Genomic DNA, 24,667 nt, shown 5'->3' on the forward strand with positions numbered 1-24,667 from the left:
TGCCGCGCAGGCGCTAGGGCCTGTGCTGTAAAACGCAAGGAGATCCTTCATGTCCAACCCCTCGCTCCTCATCCTGCCCGGAGACGGAATTGGCCCCGAAGTCATGGCCGAAGTGCGCAGAGTCATCGACTGGTTCGGTGCGAAACGCGGCCTGGAATTCGACGTGAGCGAGGATCTGGTCGGTGGTGCCGCGTATGATGCGCATGGCAAGCCCCTGTCGGACGAGACGATGGCCAAAGCGCAAGAGGTTGACGCGGTTCTGCTGGGTGCTGTGGGCGGCCCGAAATACGACGATCTGGATTTCAGCCTCAAGCCCGAGCGCGGCTTGCTGCGCCTGCGCAAAGAGATGGACCTGTATTCCAACCTGCGCCCGGCACAGTGCTTTGACGCGTTGGCCGATTTCTCGTCGCTGAAGAAAGACATCGTTTCTGGCCTCGATATCATGATCGTGCGCGAGCTGACCTCGGGCGTCTATTTCGGCGAGCCGCGCGGCATCTTCGAGGAAGGCAATGAGCGTGTTGGCATCAACACCCAGCGCTATACCGAATCTGAGATCGAACGCGCCGCGCGCTCGGCATTTGAGCTGGCAATGCGCCGGAACAAAAAGGTCTGCTCGATGGAGAAGGCCAACGTCATGGAATCCGGCATCCTGTGGCGCGAAGTTGTGAACCGAGTGGCCAAGGATTACCCCGAGGTCGAGCTGAGCCATATGTATGCCGACAATGGCGCGATGCAGCTGGTGCGCGCGCCCAAGCAGTTCGACGTCATCCTGACCGATAACCTGTTTGGCGACATCCTGTCGGACTGTGCCGCGATGCTAACCGGCTCGCTGGGAATGCTGCCGTCGGCCTCGTTGGGTGCTCCGATGGCGAATGGCCGCCCCAAGGCGATGTACGAACCGGTCCATGGTTCGGCCCCGGATATCACCGGTCAGGGCAAAGCCAACCCGATCGCCTGTATCCTCAGCTTTGCTATGGCCCTGCGCTATAGCTTTGATCAGCTTGAAGAGGCGGATCGTCTGGAAGCCGCGATCGAGAAGGTGCTGGCCGACGGTGTACGTACTGGTGATCTGCTGGCCGACGAAGGCGTCACGCCGGTTTCGACCACGGAAATGGGCGACGCCATTTTGGGCGCGCTCGACGACAGCCTCTGATCGGACCCACATTCAATTCAAAAGGCGGTGCCCAGCGCACCGCCTTTTTTAATTTCCACCGAAAATGTTGTTCAGCAGGTTGTTGATAGCCCGATCCAACCCGGTTTGGTTCTTACGGCGCTGTTGCTGCGGTTGCGCTGTTCTGACCGGTGGGTCCGGGGCCAGCATCGGCAACGGCGTCGGTGTCATGCCTTCGGTCACGCGCAGCATGGTTTCTTTCCAGACTTCAGCCGGCAACCCGCCTCCGGTCACACCGGATAATGGGGTGTTGTCGTCATACCCCATCCAGATGCCCGTCACGTAGTCTGCCGTAAAACCGATGAACCAAGCATCGCGGGCTGCCTGAGTCGTCCCCGTCTTTCCCGCGACCTGCCAACCGGGCAACTGAGCGCGCGCACCGGTGCCTTCGGACACGACACGCTCCATCATCCAGGTCAGTTGTTTGGCGGCTTTGTCGTTGATGACCCGCTCACCAATGCCGGTTGTCGTCACCATGACCGGGGTTTGATCGCCCAACAGCTTCAATTCGGTCAGCCCATAGGGTTCCACCGCCGAGCCGCCGTTCAGGATACCCGCATAGGCCCCCGTCATCTCGATCAGCGTGCTTTCCGACGCGCCCAGCGCCAATGCGGGGCCCTGCGCCAGATCGCTATCGATGCCAAACTCGCTCGCCACGGTACGGACATTGTCCAACCCGGCAATCTCAGCCACTTTTACCGCTGGGATGTTCAGCGAGTTCTTTAACGCGTCCGCCAGCGTGACGCGCCCATAGAACTTGTTGGTGTAGTTCTTGGGGCACCACCGACCGGACCCCGGAATATTCACGCAGTAGGGTTCATCTACGACCGTATCCAATGGCGAATAGCCAAGCTCCAGCGCGGTGGCATAAACAAAGGGTTTGAAGGAAGACCCCGTTTGCCGCAGCGCCTGCGTGGCTCGGTTGAATGCGCCGGACACGCGGGTCTTGCGCCCGCCAACCATGCCGCGCACAGCCCCGTCCGCCGACATCACCACGATCGCGGCCTGCGCCTTTGATCCTTCGCGGACCTTCTCCTGGAAGATGAACTGCAGCGCCTCTTCGGCCGATTTCTGGATACGTTGATCCAGTGTGGTGCGGATCACCACATCTTCGGTCGTGTTGCGTGTGAAGAACTCGGGCCCGCTGGCCATCACCCAATCGGCGAAATAGCCCCCCGCTCGCGCAGCAGCGGCTTCGGACAGTTGCGCGGGATTGCTGCGCGCACTGCTTGCTTGTGCCGAGGTCAGATACCCCTGTGCCTCCATCAGGCCAACCACCAGCCGCGCTCGATCCTGCGAACGTTGAAGGTTATTCGTCGGTGCATAGCGCGTCGGTGCCACCAGCAGACCAGCCAGCATAGCAGCCTGCGACGGGCTGACCTCAGCCGCCGAAATCCCGAAATAGCGTTGGCTTGCCGCCTCGAACCCGCGCGCACCCGCGCCCAGGAAAGCCCGGTTCAGATAGATGGTCAGGATCTCGTCCTTGGAATACTTGACCTCCATCGCCATCGCATAGACCGCCTCTTTGGCCTTGCGCCAAAGCGAGCCCTGACGGCAATCGGATTCATATGCAGCCTCAGATTCCCATTCACTGGGCTCATAAGGCACACCCAGGCACAAAAGCTTGGCCGTCTGCTGCGTGATGGTCGACCCGCCATGCCCCGACAGCGGTCCGCGCCCTTCGCTCAGGTTGATGCGTACAGCGCTTGCGACACCGCGCGGGCTGACGCCGAAATGGCGATAGAACCGCTTGTCCTCGGTCGCGACGACGGCGTTCTTCAGATGCGGCGAGACGGTATCGGCGGTGATCACCCCACCAAATTGGTCTCCACGCCAGGCAAAAACTTTGCCATCCCGATCCAAAAGGGTCACCGACCCGCGCGCGCGACCGTCTAGCAAGGCATCGACGTCAGGCAGAGAGGAGTAGACAACCCCAACCGCCAAAGCCAACAGCATGGCAGCCACCGCGCCCACACGCCAGGTCACACCCCAAATCAACCGCCAAATCCAACGGAACAAGCGGCGAAAGAAGCCGCCGCCGCCACCGGACGTCTTGCGGGTTTTCTTCCGGCCGGTTTTGCGCGTCGACGTTTTACGCGCCGTCGCCTTTTTGCCGGCGGGCTTTGTCGTCCGCTTTGTGGTCGCGGGTTTGCGCCCTTTGGAAGGGTATCTTTTGTCCGCAACAAGCGATGTCTTGCGGCGCTTGGACTCAGTCATGCTCAAACTCTGCCCGGTTATCATTTTGAGGCACCATACCCTGCCACTGGCGCGAAGTAGAGGTATGAAATTCCGCTAACCGGCCTCATTAGTTCGCCTGATTTTTGGGCATAAACGTTTTTTTGTGCAAAAATTGTGCACCTCACCCCCCTTTTCCCCTGCGTTCTCCCGCCCTGACCGTTTCTTACTGCGGTCAGTCACGCTCTCTTTCTGCAGGTGCAAACAAACCGGTTCCGCCGGACAGGAAGAGGGGACAGACGTGAAACTGATCATTGCGACAATCAAGCCGTTCAAGCTGGAGGAGGTGCGCGAGGCACTGACCGAAGCAGGCGTGCGCGGCATGATGGTGACCGAGATCAAGGGCTTCGGCTCGCAATCGGGCCACACTGAAATCTATCGTGGGGCCGAATACGCGGTGAATTTCGTGCCCAAGATCAAGCTTGAAATCGTGGTGCCCGCCACGATGGCCGACCAAATCGTCGAGACCATCACCAAAACCGCCAAGACCGGCAAGATCGGTGACGGCAAGATTTTCGTCCTTGATGTCGAGCAGGCGCTGCGCGTGCGGACCGGGGAAACGAACGAAGAGGCGCTGTAAGCGCCGCCACTCCAAAGCATTCGAGGACTGACAATGAACCTGATGAAATCTCTCATCCCAGCCGCCGCGCTAGTCGTGCTGCCGCAGATGGGTCTGGCGCAAGAGGCCGCCGAGGGCGAAGCCGCGCTGCACACCCAGTATATTTTTACCACCCTGTTGTTCCTGATGGCAGGCTTCCTTGTCTTCTTCATGGCAGCAGGATTTGCCATGCTCGAGGGCGGTCTGGTGCGTTCCAAGAACGTCGCCATGCAGATGATCAAGAACATCGCGCTGTTTTCGATTGCCGCGATCATGTACTGGCTGGTCGGCTTCAACACGATGTACCCGGGCGACTTCAATGGTTTCTTTGCTCTTGGCGGCCCGACCGTGCTTGATGCCGTGGGTGTCGCGCCCGCAGACGCGGCGTTAGATTACGCGTCTATCGGTTCGGATTTCTTCTTCCAGCTGGTCTTTGTGGCGGCAACCGCATCCATCGTGTCCGGTGCCGTGGCCGAGCGCATAAAGCTGTGGCCCTTCCTGGTCTTCGTCATAGTGCTGACTGGTATCCTCTACCCGATCTCGGGATCGTGGAAATGGGGCGGCGGCTGGCTGGATGCCATGGGCTTTTCCGACTTCGCCGGTTCGACAGTTGTGCATTCGGTCGGTGGCTGGGCCGCTCTGGCGGGCTGCCTGATCCTTGGCCCCCGCATTGGCAAGTACAAAGACGGCAAAGTTCACCCGATGCCCGGCTCGAATCTGGCGCTGGCAACCCTGGGTACGTTTATCCTTTGGCTGGGTTGGTTTGGCTTCAACGGCGGCTCGCAACTGGCGATGGGCACCGTAGGTGACGTATCCGACGTGTCCCGCATCTTTGCCAACACAAACATGGCCGCCGCATCTGGTGCTATCGCAGCCCTGATCATGACGCAGGTGTTGTACAAGAAACCTGACCTGACCATGGTGCTGAACGGCGCGCTGGCCGGTCTGGTCTCGATTACCGCAGAACCGCTTGCCCCGACCCTGTTCGGAGCGCTTTGGATCGGTGCAGTTGGCGGCATCATCGTGGTCTTCGCGGTTCCGATGCTGGACAAGTTCAAGATCGACGACGTTGTCGGTGCCATCCCGGTTCACCTGTTCGCAGGCATCTGGGGCACCATCGCCGTGATCTTCTACGGCGAGGCAAACCTGATCACCCAACTGACCGGTATAGTAGCTTATGGTGTGTTCACATTTGTTGGCGCGTTGATCCTGTGGACAATTCTGAAGGCGACGGTCGGCATCCGCGTCAGCGAAGAAGACGAAATCAACGGCCTCGACATGGCAGAACTGGGTATGGAAGCTTATCCAGAGTTTTCGAAAGGCTAAGAGCCAGCCACCGGAAAACAAAAAAACCCGGGCGTTCGCGCCCGGGTTTTCTGATTTATAGAATTGAATCAGACACCGACGTCAACGATCGCCTTAGCCAGAATCGGAACCGTCGTCGCGTTTAAGCCAGCAATATTCAACCGGCTGTCACCAACCATGTAGATGCCGTGATCCGCGCGCAGCTTTTCGACCAGTTCCGGTGCCGCCCCCAAACGCGAGAACATGCCGCGGTGCTGGGCGACAAACCCAAAGCGATCGGACCCACTTTGGGCCTGCAGCTCGTCTGCCAGTTGTTGGCGCAAGCCCAGCATGGACAGGCGCACCTCTTCCAGCTCAGCCGCCCAGTCAGCGCGCAAGGCGTCATCGTTCAGGATTGTCGTTACGACCCGGGCGCCGTGGTCCGGCGGGAACGAGTAGTTCTGACGGTTCAGGAATGCCAGTGTGGACTGATTCAGAGCCGTCTGCGCCGGGTCATCACTGATGGCCATCAACAGGCCGGTCCGCTCGCGGTAGACACCGAAATTCTTCGAGCAGGACGCTGCAATCAGGCAACGCTTGACCGACGAGGCCACCAGTCGGGTTGCCTGCGCGTCTTCCTCAAGACCGTCGCCAAAGCCCTGATAGGCGATATCGATCATTGCCACGAGGCCGCGCTCGTTGATCAGGTTCACGACCTCCTGCCACTGCACCATGTTCAGGTTGGCACCAGTCGGGTTGTGGCAGCAGCCATGCAGCAGAACCACATCACCTGCTTTCGCAGTCTTCAGGTCCTCGATCATACCGTCGAAATCGACGCCACGGGTTTCACCGTCGAAATACCGGTATTGGACTGTCTCCATCCCCAGATAGTTCAGGATCGACAGGTGGTTGGGCCATGTCGGGTTCGACACGAACACGCGGGCCGAGGGGTTGGCCATGCGGATCATCTCAAACGCCTGACGGCAGGCACCGGTTCCGCCGGGCGTCGCCACGGCAGCGATGTTGCCTCGTGGAACCGAGGTGCCCAGGATCAGGCCAATCATCGCATCGGCATAAGCCGGGTCGCCCGCCAATCCGGTGTAGGCCTTGCTCTCTTGCTCTTCCAGGATGCGCTTTTCGGCCGCTTTCACCGCACGCATCACCGGGGTCACGCCCTCGGCATTTTTGTAAACACCAACTCCCAGGTCGATCTTTTGATCGCGCGGGTCTTCGCGATACGCCTGCATCAGCGCCAGAATCTTGTCGGCAGGCTGCGGTTTGAGGTTTTCGAACATCAGTTCTCTCCGGTTGCGACGGGCAGGGTCGGGAAGGCACCCCATTCAGCCCAGGAGCCGTCATAAAGCGAGTGGTCTTTCTTGCCGATGCGCTCAAGCGCAAGGCTGAGGATTGCGGCGGTCACACCCGACCCGCAGGACGTGATGGCCGGTTTCGACAGATCCACACCTGCGGACTCGAAGATGTCGCGGCATTCCTCGGGGGATTTCATCGTGCCATTCTTGTTCAGCAGCGTGCCAAAGGGCACGTTGCGCGACCCCGGAATACGGCCGGAACGCAGACCCTCGCGCGGTTCTGTTCCGGTTCCGGCAAAACGGTCGGCAGAGCGTGCGTCGATGATCTCATGATCTCCCAGCTTGGCGGCGGCGGACACCTGCGTGACGTCACGGACCAGATGGTTCTGGACCCGGACGGTCATGTGGCGGTCGCGGATCACCGGCGGCAGATCTTCGATCTCATGTCCCTCGGCCTGCCATTTCGGCAGACCACCATCCAGAACGGCGATGTTTTCCTGCCCCATCAACCGGAACAACCACCAGACGCGGGCGGCAGACATCAAACCGGCCCCATCATAGACGACAACCTGATGGCCGTCGCCCACGCCCATCGCCCTCAGGCGGGACATGAACTTTTCGACCGGGGGCGCCATATGCGGCAAGTCCGAGCGGTGGTCCGAGATATCATCAATATCAAAGAACCTCGCACCGGGGATGTGGGCCGCGTCATATTCGGCCTTTGCGTCCCGCCCTTGCTGAGGCAGATACCACGACCCGTCCAGCACCCGCAGATCCGGGTCCTTGAGATGGGCGGCAAGCCATTCGGTAGAAACGAGGGTTTTCGGATCGTCCTGCATAAAAGCCTCCCCTAAACGCGTTTGGTTTTTCCCTATACTTGGTGGGATGCTGGTTCAAGGCTGGATAACGCTAGCGCCCAAGTCGTTCTGGATTTACCGCACCCGACGCAGGCGAAAATACTGAATAATCCCGATGACGCTGATGATAATCCAGAACCCTTCGATCAGCATCGACGCCAGATTGAAGTTCTGCATCAACGAAAACACGATCAGAATCGAGCCGATCAAGTTCACCATCGGAAAAGCAAGGTCATCCGAGTTCATCATTCGCATCTGGGTGGCAAAATAAGCCGCAACTACAATCAATGCCCCGAAAGAACCGATGGCATCCACGAAGGTCAGGCTGTCAAAAAATGCGGTCATTGAAGTGTTCGGTCCTGCTCTGGAAACTCAATTGGTTGCGAATAGTGATGCATGTTGAGGAATGCCGCCCCACAATCACCGGCGCGGTACCCGTGCGGCACGTCAGCTGCGAACCGCAACCCCTGACCGGCTTGTAGTGGAACCCAGTTTCCATTGCGCAGGACGTCCAGTGTTCCGTTCAGTACAAAAACCTCTTCGGTCACGCCGGCTGCATGGGCGGGTGATTCATGACTTTGATTCGGCGACAGATCTACGTGAAATGTTTCGGCGCCCAACGCGGGATCAAAGGGGAAGACAATCTTTACCTCGATGCTGCCCGGGAAAGTTACTGTGCTAAATACGCCGGTATCCTTTGTGTCGCGCATCGCAGCGGTGCCGATCAAAGCACTTAACGGAAGTTGGAAACCTTTTGCGATCTTCCACAAGGTCGCGATCGTCGGGCTTGATTCGCCGCGTTCAATCTGACCCAGCATGGCTTTGCTAACCCCGGTAAGTTCGGCCACTTTGGACAGGCTCAGCCCTGACGCTGCGCGAACATCCCTGAGTTTAAGTGTTAGTTCGTCCGATTCCATACCCAGGCCTTGCGATTTGTCTTGTGCGTTATAACGTACATATGATACGTGCGCTATAACGTACACACCCAATATCGCAGCTTGGGTAATAGGGAAACAGCATCATGCCAATGTACCGATCCAGAACCTCTACCCATGGCCGCAACATGGCCGGTGCCCGCGGCCTGTGGCGCGCCACCGGAATGGGTGACGACGATTTCGGCAAACCGATCATCGCTATCGTCAACTCTTTCACCCAGTTCGTCCCCGGCCACGTGCACCTGAAAGATCTGGGCCAGATGGTCGCGCGCGAAGTTGAGGCCGCTGGCGGCGTTGCGAAAGAGTTCAACACCATCGCGGTCGATGATGGTATCGCCATGGGCCACGACGGAATGCTGTATTCTCTGCCCTCGCGCGAAGTGATCGCGGATTCGGTCGAATACATGGTCAACGCCCACTGTGCTGATGCGATGGTCTGCATTTCGAACTGCGACAAGATCACCCCCGGCATGCTGATGGCCGCGATGCGCCTGAACATCCCGGCGATCTTTGTCTCGGGCGGACCGATGGAGGCCGGCAAGATCGACATCGCCGATCTGGACGCCAAGAAGATCGACCTGGTTGACGCAATGGTCGCCGCCGCCGATGACAAGTTCACCGACGAACAGGTCCAGCACATCGAAGAGAACGCCTGCCCAACTTGTGGGTCATGTTCCGGTATGTTCACCGCAAACTCGATGAATTGTCTGGCCGAGGCGCTGGGTCTTGCTCTGCCGGGCAACGGCTCAACTTTGGCCACACACGCCGATCGTAAAGAGCTGTTCCTCGAGGCCGGTCGTCGGATCGTGGAAATCACCAAGCGTCACTATGATCTGGATGAAAAAGGCTTCCTGCCACGCGAAATCGCAACGTTCGACGCGTTTGAGAACGCGATGTCGCTGGATATTGCCATGGGCGGTTCGACCAACACGGTTTTGCACCTGCTGGCCATCGCGCATGAGGGTGAGGTGCATTTCACCATGACCGACATGGATCGCCTGAGCCGTCAGGTGCCGTGTCTGTGCAAGGTCGCGCCCAATACTGAGAATGTTCATATGGAGGACGTGCACCGCGCCGGTGGCATCTTCTCGATCCTTGGCGAACTTAGCCGCGCCGGGCTGCTGCACGAAGATTGCAGCACCGTGCATTCGGCAACCATGGGCGAAGCGATTGCCAATTGGGACATCAAGGTCGCCAACAACCCCGCAGCGCAGGACCTGTTCAAGGCCGCGCCCGGCGGTGTGCGCACGACGCAGGCATTCAGCCAGTCGAACCGGTACAAGGAACTGGACACCGACCGCGAAGGCGGTGTGATCCGATCCAAGGAACACGCGTTCAGTCAGGATGGTGGTCTGGCGGTCCTGTTCGGCAACATCGCGCGCGAAGGATGTATCGTGAAAACGGCAGGCGTTGATCCCAACAGCCTGACGTTCACCGGCTCTGCCTATGTCTGCGAAAGCCAGGATCAGGCCGTGAACGACATCCTGACCGGCAAGGTCAAAGAAGGCGACGTGGTGGTGATCCGCTATGAAGGCCCGCGCGGCGGTCCGGGGATGCAGGAAATGCTCTATCCGACGTCTTACTTGAAATCCAAGGGTCTGGGCAAAGCCTGCGCCCTGCTGACCGATGGGCGTTTTTCGGGTGGCACTTCGGGCCTGTCGATTGGCCACGTTTCACCAGAGGCCGCCGAGGGTGGCGAAATCGGGCTGGTCAAGCAAGGCGACAAGATCGAGATCGACATCCCCAACCGGACGATTCATCTGGCCGTGTCTGACGAAGAACTGGCCGCTCGCCGCGAAGAGCAGGACGAAAAGGGATGGGTGCCCGCCGCACCGCGCAAGCGCAAGGTGTCAACCGCGCTCAAGGCCTATGCTAAGCTGGCGACAAGTGCCGCGAAAGGTGCCGTGCGCCAAGTCTGACGAAGCGGTTTCCAAACCACCCAAACTGCAATAACTTCAAAGGTCTCGCTAGTTTGTTTAGCGAGACCTTTTTCTTTTGTATTCAACGATATCCATAGCACAATCGGTGAGAAGCATGACATTCTGGCGCCCGCACAAAGGTATCCGTGTCAAAGCCATCGGCTTGCATTGGCGGGGGGACCGCCTTCTTGCTGCTGAAGTCCCAAATGACGACGGTCGCATCAAGGGTGTTCGCCCGTTGGGCGGATCGGTCGAATTCGGCGAAACATGGCATGACGCCCTGAAACGTGAGTTCCGCGAAGAACTCGATGTGACGGTTGAAGTCAGAGGGCAACCGCTGGTGATTGAGAACCTGTACCAGCATGAAGGGCATCAGGGGCATGAGATCATCTTTGTGGCCGAGATTCAGTGCCCCGAGCTTTTGAACTGGCCCGACGCGCCGATTTCATTCACCGAAGACAATGGCCTGAGCTGGACAGCAGGATGGTTCAGTCTGGATGCTCTGGATACCGGCGGCCCAGAGCTATACCCGACCGGCCTGAAAGAGTGTCTGATCAATCGCTGACTCGTTCGCCTAGTCGCCCAGTTTGGCGTGAACTTCGTCCAGATCAATCTCACCGATTGGCATCTTGTTGCCCGGGTTTTCAAAATCGTATTTGAACAACTCGAAATCGTGTTTGTAGATTTCGTAGACCAGATGCATCGAAAGGTCGTCAAAGTAGTCCTCGACCGGATGCGCACGTTTGGGCCCGTGGCCTTCGGATTCATTGAATCGCGGGATTTCGGACAAATTCACAGCGTGCGGTGTCTCTAACCGATCAAGGACACTTTGCATTCCCTCATTGAACTGCTCAGTCCAGAAAATCTGATCGTACTGCCCACCATTCACGATGAAGGTCGAGACATGGCCGGACATGGCCGACCAGTGAATGTCAGGATCCATCGGGCGGCGCCAGCGGATCGTATCACGTGCAAACAGCAAAAAACGGCGGAAACTGGCGATCTGATCGAACTCACCCTTGCCATCGTCTCCGCCAACTTCGATCCCATAATTATAGATAAGCGTGGGCACCAGACTGCCCCGATACCGCTTGCCGTTGCGCTGAATGCCGCAGATCTTGTCGAAGAACGAGCTTAGAATTCGGGTGTAGGGATTGCGTACGCAAGTAAAGGCCAAGGACTTGTGATTGCGGACATTTCCCGAGATCTGATCCTGACTTGGACCGAAGGCCCATTTGTGCATCCCGTCCTTCGCGTCATGGATATCACCGTCAAAAAACTGCCCGTGATCCGAATAAAACATGATCTGACCAATGGTCGAACAGGCGCATTTCGGCACCACACGGTAAACCATGCTTTCGCTTTCGGTCATCCATGTACCGGGAAAACCCATCTGCTGTGCCTCCTTTGCTGATCTGGTCTCAAAATTGACGCGCCAGCATTCGAAACCAAAAAACCAAAAATATTCTATTTATTCAATCGCTCATCCTCAGTATCACGGTTGGAAACGGGCAGAAACGGAAAACAATAGGCCAATATGGCAAGAATTGCCTACATATTGCTATGTCACAAAGACCCTGACGCGATCATCGCGCAGGCCGAGCAATTGACCGCCGCCGGGGATTGCATGGCGATCCACTTTGACGCGCGGGCCAGTGCGGCCGCTTTCGAACGCATTTGCGAGGCTTTGAAAGACAACCCCAATGTCACTTTTGCCAGCAAGCGCATCAAATGCGGCTGGGGGGCGTGGTCACTGGTTCAGGCCACGCTGAACGCCCTGCAGGCCGCTGTGGATGCGTTTCCCCGCGCCACTCATTTCTACATGGTGTCGGGTGACTGCATGCCGATCAAATCGGCTGAGTACATCCACGACTTTCTGAACCAGAACGACGTTGATTTCGTCGAAAGCCATGATTTCCTGGAAAGCAACTGGATCAAGACCGGCATGGTTGAAGACCGGCTGATCTATCGGCATTATTTCAACGAACGCACACAGGCCAAGCTGTTTTACGGGTCGTACAATCTGCAAAAACGGTTTGGTTTGACGCGCGAGATTCCGTCAGATGTTCAGATAATGATCGGCAGCCAATGGTGGTGCCTGCGCCGCAGGACCATCGAAATGATCCTGGATTTTCTGCAAAAGCGCCCGGATGTGAAACGGTTTTTTTCGACCACCTGGATTCCGGACGAGACCTTTTTTCAGACGTTGGTGCGCCATCTGATCCCCAAGACTGAGATCGATAACCGCACGCCCACATTTCTGATGTTCTCGGATTATGGCATGCCGGTGACGTTCTACAACGATCACTATGACTTGCTTCTATCGCAAGATTACCTGTTCGCCCGCAAGATCAGCCCCGAAGCCCATGAGCTGAAGGACAGGCTGGGTCAGATGTACGCAACCGAAGGGATGACCTTTCACATCTCGAACGAAGGCCGCAACCTGTACAGTTTTCTGACAGGGCGTGGCCGGGTGGGGCGGCGCTATGCGCAACGGTTCTGGGAGGCAGGCAATTCACTGGGCCCCGAGCGCGAAGTGTTTCTGATCGTGAGCAAGAAATGGCATGTTGCCAAGAGGTTGGTGGACCAGATCGTCTCGGAAACCGACATTCCCTGCGTGGAATACCTGTTCAACGAAGAAGACACTTCTTTGCCTGATCTGGGTGGCATTGAATCGTCTCTGGCCAAGCGCACGCGGCACCGGCGCGCGGTGGCGCGCATGCTGTTTGAAAGCTTTGATTCCAACAAGCTGGTCTTGTGCGTGGATCCCGCAGATCTGGATATCATTCAGGATTTTTGCTCGGTTCAGGCCCGCAGCCATGTTCTGGAAATCGAGTGCGAGTACTCCGACGATTATCTGATCGGCCACGCCCGCCGCGTGGGGTTGGCCGGAGAAAGCAGTCCCCGGGAATCCGTGGCCCGTCTGATCCCAGCACTGCGCAGTTCACTGGTGCACGAATCCGAATTGATCCGCGAGGCAGAGTTCGACGGATACCTGCGTATCCGCGAGACCAACTCAAATATTGAGAATGAGACCGCGATTGCCGAGTTTCTGGGCGTGTCGCTGGACAAGGCGCAAGCCATCATGAGCCTTGATTATCTTTTTGCCGATTAATCTGGAGCGTCCAGCGGCGCTTTAAGGCGCCGCTGGATAATTGGTTCAAATGTCGAACTTGACGCCCTGCGCCAAAGGCAGCTCAGCCGAGTAGTTCACCGTATTTGTCTGACGACGCATGTAGGCTTTCCACGCGTCCGAGCCGCTTTCGCGCCCACCGCCAGTTTCCTTCTCACCACCGAAGGCTCCACCGATCTCGGCACCTGACGGGCCGATATTGACGTTGGCGATACCGCAATCCGACCCGGCCGCAGTCAGGAACTGCTCGGCCTCGCGCATATTCAGGGTGAACACGCAAGAGGACAGGCCTTGGGGGACGTCATTCTGCAGCTCAATCGCGTCATCAAAATCGTCATAGCCCATGACGTAGAGGATGGGCGCAAAGGTTTCGGTTTTTACCACCGCCGTCTGGCCTGGCATTTCGACAATGGCCGGTTCCATATAGACACCAGCAGGCACACCCTCGGTCACGCGACGACCACCGTGCACGGCTCCACCTTCGGCCTTGGCAGCCTCAAGCGCTGCGGTCATGGCCGTGCCCGAGGCTTCGTCTACCAACGGGCCAATCAACGTGCCTTCGACCAGTGGGTTGCCGATGGGCAATCCCGCATAGGCTTTTTTAAGACGGCCCACCAGTTCTTCGCGGATCGAGTTATGTACGATCAGGCGGCGCAGCGTGGTACAGCGCTGACCGGCCGTTCCTACGGCCGAGAACACAACCGCACGGACAGCCATTTCCAGATCGGCCGAAGGACCAACGATCATTGCATTGTTGCCGCCCAGCTCCAGAATGCACTTGCCAAAACGCTGTGCTACGATAGGTGCCACGGCGCGCCCCATACGGGTGGACCCGGTGGCCGAAATAACCGGAACGTCTTCGCTTGCGACCAAGGCCTCGCCCAGCGCCGCACCACCGATCAGGGTTTGCAGCAGGTTGTCCGGCGCATCGCCAAACCGGGCCAGCGCGCGTTCAAAGATTTTCTGGCAGGCCATCGCGGTCAGCGGCGATTTCTCGGACGGCTTCCAGATCACCGGATCACCGCAAACCAGCGCCAGTGCCGCATTCCACGACCAAACCGCTACCGGGAAGTTGAAGGCCGAGATCACCCCGACCGGGCCTGCCGGATGCCACGTCTCCATCATCCGGTGACCCGGACGTTCCGACGCAATGGTCAGACCATACAATTGACGCGAAAGACCGACCGCAAAGTCACAGATATCGATCATCTCCTGCACTTCGCCCAAGCCTTCGGATGTGATCTTACCGGCTTCCCAGCTCACCAAAGCACCCAGATCGTCCTTGGCAGCGCGCAGTTCCTCTCCCAACAGGCGGATCAGCTCGCCCCGGCGTGGGGCCGGTACTGTCCGCCATTCTTTGAACGCCGTTTTAGAACGGGCAAAGATGGCGTCCATGTCGGCAACGGGTGTCTCATGCACGTCGGCCAACACGCTGCCATCAATCGGAGACGTCACTTTGAGCGTGCCGCCGGTCAGTTCGGCCTCGGTCAGATCCAGATTGGCGAGGGTTGTTTGGGCTGTCATCACGATGTCTTTCATATCTCAGGCCGCCTTGTTCTGTTCGGTTACGTCGCCGGCGCGATAGAGCCGGCCAAATTCGGTATTGAGGAAATCGGACAGGTTCACCTGTTCTTGCCGGACAAAGCCCTTCGCAGGCAGTGCGCCGGTCCGCATCAAATCAACCACGCCCAGAACGCCTGCAGCGGTGGTGACCTGAATGGCACTCCAGATCTGCCCGTTAATCGTGCGGGCAAAGCTCTTGTTGATCAGGGACTTCTCGCGCAACGCGCCGTCGATCATGCCTTTTGCCGTGCAATAGACCAGCACCACATCCTGATCAGTGCGCGGGAGTGCAGTTTCAAAAATGTCCTTCAACAGATCGCGGCGGTGCTCCAGCCCAAGGTCCTTGAGAAGCAGTTTGAGTATGTCGCAATGACCCGGATACCGGATCGAACGGTAAGACACTGCCCGCGCCTTGCCGTCCAGCGTTTCGGGCAAGGTGCCCAATCCGCCAGAGGTGTTGAAGCATTCGTACTCCACCCCGTCATGGCCAAGCAGCTCATAATCCTCCAGCGGAGCGGTCTTGACCCGTTCACCATTCACAATGGCATCGCAAGGGTTGCAGTATTCGTTGATCAACCCGTCGGTGGACCAGGTCAGATTGTATTTCAACGCGTTGGTTGGATAGAGCGGCAGCGCCCCCACCCGCATATGCAGGCTGTCGATTTCATCGAATTCCGCCGCCAGCGATGCCCCCGCGATACCGACAAAACCCGGTGCCAAACCACATTGCGGCATGAATGCCGTATCACTGCCTTGTGCCAAGTCACGCACCGCATTGGTCGCCGCGACATCTTCGGTCAGGTCAAAGTAATGCGCACCAGCGGCCTTGGCCGCCTTGGCAATTTTCGGCGTCAGAAAGAATGGGGCCGCCGAGACTACGGCATCGAACCCACCCAGACCTTCGGTCAGTTGCACTTCGTCGCTCACATCAATTTGCCGGGTCGAAATGCCCTGCTTGTTCAATGCTGATAACGCAGCCAAATCGCGGTCGGCCACTGTGACCGAGTAATTGGCCGATGACTTCAGCAAGGTCGCGATCATCTGACCGATCTTGCCTGCTCCGATGACACAAATGTTCCAGCTCAAAACGCGCCTCCTCTTTCGTTTTTGAAAGTATGAGGCCGCTTCTGTCCGAAACGCAGGGGCAATCTTGACGAAATCGTGGTTATGCTTGTCATATTGACAAGATTTTTGTCGATTCGTCGCACCACCTGTGCGAGCTTCCGCGCTCGGCGGCACGATGAACGACATGATCACCCTATGGCTGCAACGCAATTGGCCCAATCAACAACGCCAGTGATTTTTATATTCAGATATTATACAGTACGCTCAATTGGACCCTTTTGTTCGCGCATATCAATATGTTCAATCGGTCCGCCCAGCGCGGGAAATTACGTCAGGCCGGTTTTCTATTCCGTATGACCGATGGGTGCCTGACCCAAAAACAAGCTTCTGCGTTGGGTCTTTGACAATTTTCACGGCGAAGTTCAGGGGGGACAAGACGTGCCTAAAGATCCAATTGAAAGCTCTCAATCATTCAATCCATCCCAAGACGATCTGAAATTGATAGACGAGGTTCTGCCATCCAAGGATCCATCAGTCATTCATTCGAAATTCGAGTTCTACGAAGTATCCGAAGAGATGGTCCTGCCCTCTGAGGGTATGTTTGTGGTCCTTGGCGGCATGGTTCAGCTCCGGCAGGACAAAGCGGTTCTCGCGACCGCAGACACCGGGGACTATTTTTACGAAGAACATCTCGAAATCGAGGACATTCCCGTCAGTCTTCAGGCGCTGGCCACTCCGGGCACCCGATTGGCCTATCTGCCCAAACACCAATGGAAGGCAATCCCGAAAAAGATCAAGGATGCCTGTGAAGATACGCTGTTTGGCGATCTGGTCAGTGTGCATCTGAAGAACTATCAACAGCCGATCAATTGCTGCAGCGTGACCGCTGCAGCCCTTAGCATGTCGGCGCTTGGGTTCAGCTACGAAGTCAACGACATCTTTCGCGAATGCGGCTTACCGACCTCGTTTGTCGTAAACGACGGAATATCGCTGGGCGAACTTTTCGATGTTGCCTGCACATTCATCCATACTCAGGACCTGCGCGATGTCATTCAGGTGCAGGCCTATTTCATGGATGAGGCCACGACATCCGTGGATCTGCTGCTTGAGGCAATAGACGAATCCAATCGGCTGGGTGGAAAGAACGATATTCTTGTGGCGAACTTTCAAGTCGGTGTCGCACATGGCAAGGAGAACATGCCGGGCGGCCATTTTGCCATTATCGCAAAGTGCAACCCAAGCACCGGCCTTGTGCATATGATGGACGTTCACCCGGAAAAGTACGGCAAGCTATGGGTGACAACCATTGATCGTCTGTGGGCCGGGATGACCGACCGCGATGGAACATCGATGCGATCACGGGGGATGCTGCGGTTTTCGGCGCTAGACGCAGTCAAAACATACCTGCAAACCCTGAAGCAGGACTGCAATTATGTCGACAGTACGGAATACCTGGCCAAGGACCCTAAAATGCGGCGCAACCTGTTCAGGCGGGCCAGCCCGAACATGAATTCGATGGGCGTTCTTGCGGAAAGCCTGGCCATCCTTGGGGATGAACAGGTTGACGAGGATAAACTGCTAAGGGCAACGCAAACCGATTTGGCCGAAGCGCTTAGCCGTGTGTCGACAGCCCGGGAAATGCACGCGATGGCGCAACGGTACCTAAGTCAGGAACCGGACGTGCATCTGGGCAGCTCTTTCCGCAGCTATGCCAATCGTTCGGACAAAAGCATCAGATCACCCGAAGACTGGTTCCGCTACCAATTGCTAGGCCTGAACGAACACAAAGATTGTCGTCATCTGATGATCAATATCGATTTCAATAAGGTACTGGGGTCTGAGGTCATTTGTCCCCCAAAGAATGCGTTCCGTGAAACGGCCCTGTTGGAGGAGTTCTGGTGCCTGTGTATCGCTTATAAAGAGGCAACCGATATGGTGACGGTTGTGGACATGAGCCCCGCAACCTCACAGGTATGGCAAGCACCGCGCGGGCATTTGTTCCGCGGCCTTCGAGACCTCAAGGACCCGGCCTTGCTCGTGATCGAAAAACACGATCCGCCCGAAGACCCCAGCGATGTAGACCAGGTCGTCAAAAACAACCCGCTTGTTCTTTTTTATGCGGATGAAGACCCCTGGTCCTACATGCTGCGCAGTATCCTGGCCAATATCGGCATCACCGACATCAAGCTGATTGATGTCGAGGGGCATGGTGCAAATGTTATGAAAATGCGCCGGCAACTGATCGCCCGAACCGGTAAGGAAACCGTTCCGTATCTGTTTTTCAATGGCGTTTGTCTGGGCCGGCGAAACGACATCGTTGACAGTATCCTGAAAGGTGAATTTCAGAAGGACGTGGAAAAGGCCGGGTTGCCGGTTCTGCTGCGTCATGAATCCCCCAGCTTGGACAAGAACATCTTTGGGTACCCCAAGGGCGGGCTGACCGATGCCCCCAGCGAAAAGCGCAACGTGTTGCTGTGTGCTTGCGGATCATCGGCGGCGGACAAGGTGCCGCAACTGGTGAAGAAAATCACCGATGCCGGCCACAATGTGAAACTGATCCCTTCCGTGTCCGCTGAAAGGTTCTTTCGCGATATTGAGATTGAAGCGGATGTCGAGATTGAAAGGGGATATGAGCCCGAGAAGGTCGAGGACTATATCTCTCACAACGACTATTACCGCGACGACGACGAATGGAACTTTCGATACACCAAGTTCGGCATGCCGCTGCGAGCCTCGCATCTTGCGTTGTGTGATTGGGCCGATTGCGTGATCGTGGCGCCCGTGACCTGCAATACAATGGGCAAGATCGCCAATGGGATTGCCGACAATCTGCTGACCTCGGTCTTTGTCGCCTGGCAGTACCGGAACAAACCGGCGATCCTTTGCCCGGCGTGTAACACCAACATGTGGAACAACGTCACAACCCAAAGGAATGTCGAAAAGCTGCGCGATCTGGGTGTTGATTTGGTCGGTCCCCGCAAAGGGCGATTGTCGAACGGCATGATGGGGATCGGTATGATGGCCACCCCGGACCAGATCATGGAAGTTCTGGACGAAGCGTTCGAGGAACTGGCCGATCAGGAACACAACATCTGCAAATGGGCGCAAGAGGCCGCAGCTTCGGATGAGTTCGCGCAATGGCGCCGTGTTTTCGACGCGATTGAAAACGGGATGGCCGGGATCGACATCGTGGATGAGCACAATGGCGATACGCTGTTGCATTACGCAGCTGGCGGCGAAGGTGAGTTGCATGAAAACGGAAAGGGCTTGGGCAAACCTGACATTGAGGCCGCGCAAGAGCTGATACGGCGCGGCATCAACGTGAATGCGACCAACGACCATGGGTTTACCAGCCTGCACGTGGCGGTGATGAACAACTCGGTTGATATGGTCAAAACTCTGTTGGCCGCAGATGGCATTGACGCAAGTTCGTGCATCCACTTCCTGCAAAGCCCCAAAAACGCCGAGGACGTCAATGAAGCCAAAATCTCGAGTAAAGTGCTGACCATGCTGGATGACTGGGCTAACAGCCACACGCTTGCGGAGATCGAGGAAGAGAGCGAAGACGATGTCGTAGATGACCGTGAACGTACCTATCTCTACTTCACCTATGGCTCGTTGAAGAAAGGCTTCCCAAACCACGAAGCCCACGCAGATGTGCTGGGCGATTTCGTTGGCAAGGCCGTGACCCGACAGCGAATGCCCCTAATCGTGCCGCATGAGCCGCATTGCGATAATCCGAATTGTGGTTACCTGCATCGGATGGCCACGCTGGTCGACCAGAAAGGCCGTGGCAAACCGATCCACGGAGAGGTGTATCGGGTGACTTCGTCCGGTATGAAAGAACTCGACAAGCTCGAAGGTTTTTACGAACCTGGATCACCCGAGAACGTCTACGTCCGTAAGCGGATCAACGTGCTGATCGAGGGCGTAATGAAACCCGCATATGCCTATGTGATCGCGCAGCCCACCAAGTATCTGGATCAGTTGGAGAAGGGCGCAGCCGGGGTTGTCGGGGAATACACGCTGGACATGGCCACAGGCACATTAAAACCCGGATGGCAGCCGCCCGCCTAGTTTTGAACCTGTATCCCGACCTCATCCTTAGGGCTGTCCTTGAGGCTGAGGTTATAGGCCGTGATGATCACCATGCACGACAGGACAAAGGGCCAGAAAAAGGCCTTGGGTATTAGGTTGTCTTTATAGTGGATGAACCACAGGGACGGCACGGCCTCGGCTGCAAAGAAGTAGGTGTTTACCGACACTGCCAGCAGCAGGAAATACATCAGGAAAAAGAACGATTCCATGTAGATCACAGGCGATCCGGCGAACCCTTCACGCAATTGTACATGCGCCAGCAGGATCACGAAAAACAGGACCGAGCAGGTGCCGATAACGCTGGACGTACTGAAATCGTGCCGTTCCACCAGATTGGGGCGTCGCGTGACTGTCATGACGGCCCCGAACAACAGCATCGTCACAACAATCAGGGGGATCATGTGAACGATAAAAGCATTCGCAAAGTTCCGTTTGATGACGAAGTTATAGTGCAGCTCGGGCAGGTTGGTCTGATATTCGTTCTTGCCGATGCCCAGGGTCGTATCCAGATCGGACAGGCGATAGTCGAAATATGTGTTTTCACGCTCCCATGTTCCCATGACGATCCGGTTGTCGATACCAAAGATATCGTCCGGCCCAGTGGCCGGATATGCCGAAAAGTCGGGGATTAGAGCCACATTGACGTCAAACTCGCCCGGCCAGAATCGGACCCAGACGGTTTTGTGGTCAAAAGGATAGCTGGTATAGTCAAAGGCCTGGCGCAGGGTCTGTTCAAAATACCAGCCGATCAACTCGGACCCGCCCTGATCTATCCTGTAGGCTTCTTCAATCAGGCCACTCGCTGCCTCGGCAGCTTCCGGCAGGATGAACCCCACTTCGCCTTCGGCTGGTTTGATGGCGTCATGCACACCGTCCTCATAATGCTGCCAGATATAGCCGCTGACATGCACATCGCTGGCACCGGTAAAACTGAAAGATTTGATGAATATGCCAGTTTTGACCTGATAGCCTGGCAAATTGGGAAGGTCTTGCAGATAAGCGTCGACCGACGCCTGATCTGGCAGTTGCGTCGGATCCTCGTCGAAATGGTTCAGTTCAATCCAGAGTTTGAACAGAACAAGGGCCAGACCCAGCGTAACAAAACCCGAGATCAGCCAGACTTTCTTTTCTATGCTCATTCAGCCCCTCACCTGATTAGTCCAGCGGCCCGACCAGCGATTGTTTGATGCCCAGGTTCTGAAACCGCGCCTTCAATTCATCGAACCCTTCATGGGCCGTCAAAGGGATGCCCCAACCCCCGCATTCAGCCAGTGTTCGAGCCTGCAGGATCGACAGATCAACCATCGGCAAGGGCTCATCCGCTGTGAAATCGGCCAAGGCATCTGCGTACCGCGTGGCTTCGTCCCACTGCTTGCGCGCCAACATGACGGCAGCGGCGTCCGTATAGAAATGCAGGTGGCTATGGCCAACACAGCCTTCGGCGATGATCTTCTCGCCAAGCTTTAGGTTTTCATCCTGCGCAGTTGGGTCCTCTTCGGCCATGGCCAAAGCTGACAGCGCTTTTGGTCCGACAAAATTCCGACCGTGTTCAAGGGCAATGTCGACCGCGCGGCGACCGGTTTCGCGCGCCTGTTCCAGTTGTCCGGCATAGACCTGCGTGCGGGCAAGGTGTTCCAGCGCCTGCGCCTCAAGGCGTTTCGCGCCAACGCGGTTTGCGATCTCGGCAGACAGGGTAAAGACGTCCAGCGCCTGATCTATTTCCCCTAAAAAGGTGTGCGCGACACCCAAACAAGTTTGTGCCACGCATTCCGGAACAAAGGCGAAATACTTCTGTGACACCTCGATGGCTTCCTGCGCATCCAACTTTCCTTGCGCTACATCGCCGGTATAGCTGCGCGCGACGCTCAGATTGTGCAGGTTTGCGGCCAAATCACGGACCAAACCCTTTTCCCGCGCCCGTTCGACCGCCTGCGTGTAGAATCTCGTTGCGGTCTGCATCGTGGCATTCATGAAATTGGCGTCGCCAAATCCACTGAGCGCGCCAACTTCAAGTCGCGCGGATTCAAGCTTTCTGGCCAGTGTTAGAGCCTTTTCATTACTCTCAAGCGCCTTTGTCACCTGCCCCAGCGGGAAGTATACATTGCCACGCACATAGTTGATCTGGGCAATGTCGCGGTCAGACCCACAGCGTTCCGCAGCTGCCTCGGCAATGTCCAGACTTTCCAGTGCTTCCTGATACAAGCTGGCCTGCCGCGCGGCCTGCGCCAGGCCGATTTGTGCGCGGCAGATTTGTTCATCCGTCTCGGCCAGTTCTGCGGCCTCTTTGAATTCTCGCAGGGCATCGTTGGACAGGCCCTGCAACCGGTGCGTCTCACCCCGGGCGCAGAACAGATCAAAGCGAACCCCTGCGGGTGCTGGCAGTTCCAGCCCCCGTTCGATCAATGGGCTGGCATCGTCGAACTGAAAGACTTGTATCAGCTTGTCCGCGGCTTCCAGATAAGCCTGGGCCGCATGGGTTGCACCCGCGCGATCCAGATGCTGCGCCCGCAGGGTGGCGTCACGGTCCTCAAACCAACTCGCGGCCTGACGATGCAGGCGCGCGCGTTCGGATTTCACCAAAGTTGCATAAGATCCGTCGCGGATCAGCGCGTGGGCAAACATCAGATCGGCCTCAGCCTCGCGGATCAGGGCCGAGCGGATCAGAGTCGAGGTATCCAGATGCCCTTCGCCCAGTAGGAAATTCAAAACCTCGGGCGAAAATCTCTGCCCCAGCACGGATGCCGCTTGAATCGACGTCCGGCTGGTCCGGTCCAGCGAATCCAGACGGGACTGAACAATGCCCTGAATGCTGCCGGGAACGGATTCCTGTTTCAGCACATCGATATTGCGCAATAACTGCTCAAGAAACAGCGGATTGCCCCCGGCGCGTTTCACGCAGGCGTCTAACAGTTCAGGATCGATCCCGGTGAACTCTTCGACCAGTTGTCGGGCTTGTTCGTCCCCCATCGGCGCCAGTTCCAGCTTGGATATCAGGGCACCATCCGTCGCAATTTGCCATTCGCGGTCGATCGGATCGCCTTCCACGCGGCTGGTCATTAGCAACACGCAGGGCAGATTACGTGTCATCGCCGCGATATGGGCGCAAGCTGTCAGGATCTCGGGTGAAGCCCAGTGGATATCCTCGATATGGATCAACAAAGGCGTTTCCTGGCTGCGGGCCGAAATCAGGTCGTCGATGACCTGACGCCGCCCCCGCAGACGGGTTGCATTGTCCATCACCGCATAGACCTCGGCCAGACCGGGGTCTTGTTCAAGCTCAAGCAGCGCATTCAGATGCGCGGCATTCGCCGCTGTTACCCAACCCTTGCTAATTGCATCCTTCGCGACAGATGCACAGGTTTCCGTATCATCCGTCGGCTCCAGCCCCAGAATACTGCGTGTCACGGATTGGATAGCTGAATGCCCCTCGCGCGCGCCGAAATCCATGACCACGCCATTGTGGACGGAATAGGACAGGCCGTCGGCCAGCTCAGCCACCTGTTCCGACAGGTGGGTTTTGCCGATGCCCGGCTCGCCCAGTACGATATGGACTTCACCCTTACCGTGCCGCTGGCATCGATCGAACGTTGCCGAAAACAGGGACAGCTCTCGCTCGCGGCCCACAAAGCGATGCCTGCGCGACCGGATGTTGCGCGCCATCCGGTCCAGCCGCCACAGCTCAACCGGATCACCAAGGCCTTTAATCGCCTTTTCGCCCATCGATTCACCGACGAAAAGCGGCCCTAACGCACGCTGAATGTCATGTGAAACCAGAGTTTCCCCCGGCGCTGCCATGTCGGTGATGCGCGACGCCAGGTTCACACCATCACCTGTCACAGTGTATTCCGTATGGGCCTGACTGCCTGTCGTACTGGCAATCACCTGTCCTGATGCAATCCCGATATGGCAGGTCAGCGGAGGGTTCAGGCCGGGCAGAACCGTGTGAATTTCCAGCGCGGCCCGTGCGGCTCGTTCGGTATCATTCGTGTGCGAGATTGGCGCGCCGAACACGGCCATGACCGCATCGCCAATATGCTTGTCGATCCGGCCACCGTATTTTTCGACGACCTTGTCCACCCTGGTGAAAAACGCGTTGAGCAGCGCGTGCATGTCTTCGGCATCCAGTTCACTGGTCAACCGGGTAAAACCGGTCAGATCGGCGAACATGACTGTCACCTGGCGCTTCGCAGGCTCCAGCGATTCCTCAGGCTGAAATGGCGGAGCGGTTTCGAACGTCTCAAGCTCGGCAATCGCGCGCAAAAGCCGCCGGCGGTCGCCGACAGCAGTGACTCCGATTTCGATCAGGTCTTCACCCGTCAAATCGGGTAAAATTCCAAAATCAATTTTGTTATCCAAAAAGGCCTGCGCGTAGTCAGATAATCCAAGTGCGCTTAGCCAGTCCCTAAGGTCCTGAGACATTTCGCCCCTCTGAAGCCCCCAACTCCAAAGACAGACGTAGCACAACAGACCCGGATGAGTCTGCAAAGTTTGAATATTTT

At 57.1% G+C, this 24,667-nt stretch carries 17 protein-coding genes; 7 read left to right on the plus strand and 10 right to left on the minus strand.

Annotated elements, in window-relative coordinates:
* Nucleotides 1-49: 49 nt before the first annotated feature.
* Nucleotides 50-1,153: a 3-isopropylmalate dehydrogenase gene (leuB, locus tag AC2FD9_RS17135; RefSeq protein WP_496838036.1), complete on the plus strand. Its 1,104-nt coding sequence runs from the start codon at nucleotides 50-52 to the stop codon at nucleotides 1,151-1,153.
* 48 nt (nucleotides 1,154-1,201) lie between these two features.
* On the opposite strand, the gene AC2FD9_RS17140 is transcribed toward leuB, so the two are convergent.
* Nucleotides 1,202-3,388, minus strand: coding sequence for a transglycosylase domain-containing protein (locus tag AC2FD9_RS17140; protein WP_496838038.1), 2,187 nt, complete (start codon nucleotides 3,386-3,388; stop codon nucleotides 1,202-1,204).
* 259 nt (nucleotides 3,389-3,647) lie between these two features.
* Between AC2FD9_RS17140 and AC2FD9_RS17145 the strand changes: the two genes are divergently transcribed.
* Both AC2FD9_RS17145 and AC2FD9_RS17150 read left to right on the plus strand, forming a co-directional pair.
* Nucleotides 3,648-3,986, plus strand: a complete 339-nt coding sequence (locus AC2FD9_RS17145; protein WP_058273036.1) for a P-II family nitrogen regulator — start codon at nucleotides 3,648-3,650, stop codon at nucleotides 3,984-3,986.
* 33 nt (nucleotides 3,987-4,019) lie between these two features.
* Nucleotides 4,020-5,330, plus strand: coding sequence for an ammonium transporter (locus AC2FD9_RS17150; RefSeq protein WP_058276558.1), 1,311 nt, complete (start codon nucleotides 4,020-4,022; stop codon nucleotides 5,328-5,330).
* Between the two features lie 68 nt (nucleotides 5,331-5,398).
* On the opposite strand, the gene AC2FD9_RS17155 is transcribed toward AC2FD9_RS17150, so the two are convergent.
* The 4 genes from AC2FD9_RS17155 to AC2FD9_RS17170 form a co-directional block, all read right to left on the minus strand.
* On the minus strand, nucleotides 5,399-6,583 hold the full coding sequence (locus AC2FD9_RS17155) for an amino acid aminotransferase (RefSeq protein WP_496838039.1): 1,185 nt from the start codon (nucleotides 6,581-6,583) through the stop codon (nucleotides 5,399-5,401).
* Nucleotides 6,583-7,437, minus strand: coding sequence for a 3-mercaptopyruvate sulfurtransferase (gene sseA, locus AC2FD9_RS17160; RefSeq protein WP_496838040.1), 855 nt, complete (start codon nucleotides 7,435-7,437; stop codon nucleotides 6,583-6,585). The genes AC2FD9_RS17155 and sseA overlap by 1 nt, the downstream gene beginning before the upstream one ends.
* 93 nt (nucleotides 7,438-7,530) lie before the next feature.
* Nucleotides 7,531-7,800 (minus strand): CBU_0592 family membrane protein, encoded by a 270-nt coding sequence (locus AC2FD9_RS17165; RefSeq protein WP_282120956.1) that lies wholly within the window; start codon nucleotides 7,798-7,800, stop codon nucleotides 7,531-7,533.
* On the minus strand, nucleotides 7,797-8,372 hold the full coding sequence (locus tag AC2FD9_RS17170; RefSeq protein ID WP_282120957.1) for a helix-turn-helix domain-containing protein: 576 nt from the start codon (nucleotides 8,370-8,372) through the stop codon (nucleotides 7,797-7,799). The genes AC2FD9_RS17165 and AC2FD9_RS17170 overlap by 4 nt, the downstream gene beginning before the upstream one ends.
* 104 nt (nucleotides 8,373-8,476) lie before the next feature.
* On the opposite strand from AC2FD9_RS17170, the gene ilvD reads away from it, so the two are divergent.
* Nucleotides 8,477-10,309 (plus strand): dihydroxy-acid dehydratase, encoded by a 1,833-nt coding sequence (gene ilvD / locus AC2FD9_RS17175; protein ID WP_058276562.1) that lies wholly within the window; start codon nucleotides 8,477-8,479, stop codon nucleotides 10,307-10,309.
* A 115-nt stretch (nucleotides 10,310-10,424) separates the two neighbouring features.
* Nucleotides 10,425-10,874 (plus strand): NUDIX hydrolase, encoded by a 450-nt coding sequence (locus tag AC2FD9_RS17180; protein WP_496838042.1) that lies wholly within the window; start codon nucleotides 10,425-10,427, stop codon nucleotides 10,872-10,874.
* Nucleotides 10,875-10,883: 9 nt separating this feature from the next.
* Here the strand turns inward: AC2FD9_RS17180 and AC2FD9_RS17185 are convergent, their stop codons facing one another.
* Nucleotides 10,884-11,702, minus strand: coding sequence for a sulfotransferase family protein (locus AC2FD9_RS17185; protein ID WP_496838043.1), 819 nt, complete (start codon nucleotides 11,700-11,702; stop codon nucleotides 10,884-10,886).
* A gap of 144 nt (nucleotides 11,703-11,846) precedes the next feature.
* On the opposite strand from AC2FD9_RS17185, the gene AC2FD9_RS17190 reads away from it, so the two are divergent.
* A complete protein-coding gene (locus tag AC2FD9_RS17190) occupies nucleotides 11,847-13,424 on the plus strand; it encodes a DUF5928 domain-containing protein (RefSeq protein ID WP_496838045.1) in 1,578 nt (525 codons plus the stop codon).
* Nucleotides 13,425-13,469: 45 nt separating this feature from the next.
* Here AC2FD9_RS17190 and amaB read toward each other — a convergent pair whose 3' ends face one another.
* Both amaB and AC2FD9_RS17200 read right to left on the minus strand, forming a co-directional pair.
* The gene (gene amaB, locus AC2FD9_RS17195) at nucleotides 13,470-14,966 is read right to left on the minus strand and encodes an L-piperidine-6-carboxylate dehydrogenase (protein WP_496699660.1); all 1,497 of its coding nucleotides are present in this window, start codon (nucleotides 14,964-14,966) and stop codon (nucleotides 13,470-13,472) included.
* Between the two features lie 18 nt (nucleotides 14,967-14,984).
* Entirely contained in the window at nucleotides 14,985-16,091 is a 1,107-nt protein-coding gene (locus AC2FD9_RS17200) for a saccharopine dehydrogenase family protein (RefSeq protein WP_496838047.1), read from the minus strand.
* A 417-nt stretch (nucleotides 16,092-16,508) separates the two neighbouring features.
* Between AC2FD9_RS17200 and AC2FD9_RS17205 the strand changes: the two genes are divergently transcribed.
* A complete protein-coding gene (locus AC2FD9_RS17205; protein ID WP_496838049.1) occupies nucleotides 16,509-20,147 on the plus strand; it encodes a flavoprotein in 3,639 nt (1,212 codons plus the stop codon).
* Here the strand turns inward: AC2FD9_RS17205 and AC2FD9_RS17210 are convergent.
* Together AC2FD9_RS17210 and AC2FD9_RS17215 are read right to left on the minus strand one after the other, a co-directional pair.
* The gene (locus AC2FD9_RS17210; RefSeq protein WP_496838051.1) at nucleotides 20,144-21,307 is read right to left on the minus strand and encodes a hypothetical protein; all 1,164 of its coding nucleotides are present in this window, start codon (nucleotides 21,305-21,307) and stop codon (nucleotides 20,144-20,146) included. The two genes, AC2FD9_RS17205 and AC2FD9_RS17210, sit on opposite strands and share 4 nt — an antisense overlap.
* A gap of 16 nt (nucleotides 21,308-21,323) precedes the next feature.
* Nucleotides 21,324-24,587, minus strand: coding sequence for an adenylate/guanylate cyclase domain-containing protein (locus AC2FD9_RS17215; protein ID WP_496838053.1), 3,264 nt, complete (start codon nucleotides 24,585-24,587; stop codon nucleotides 21,324-21,326).
* Nucleotides 24,588-24,667 lie beyond the last annotated feature (80 nt).

This window comes from Ruegeria sp. YTSC230 (genome assembly GCF_059609665.1).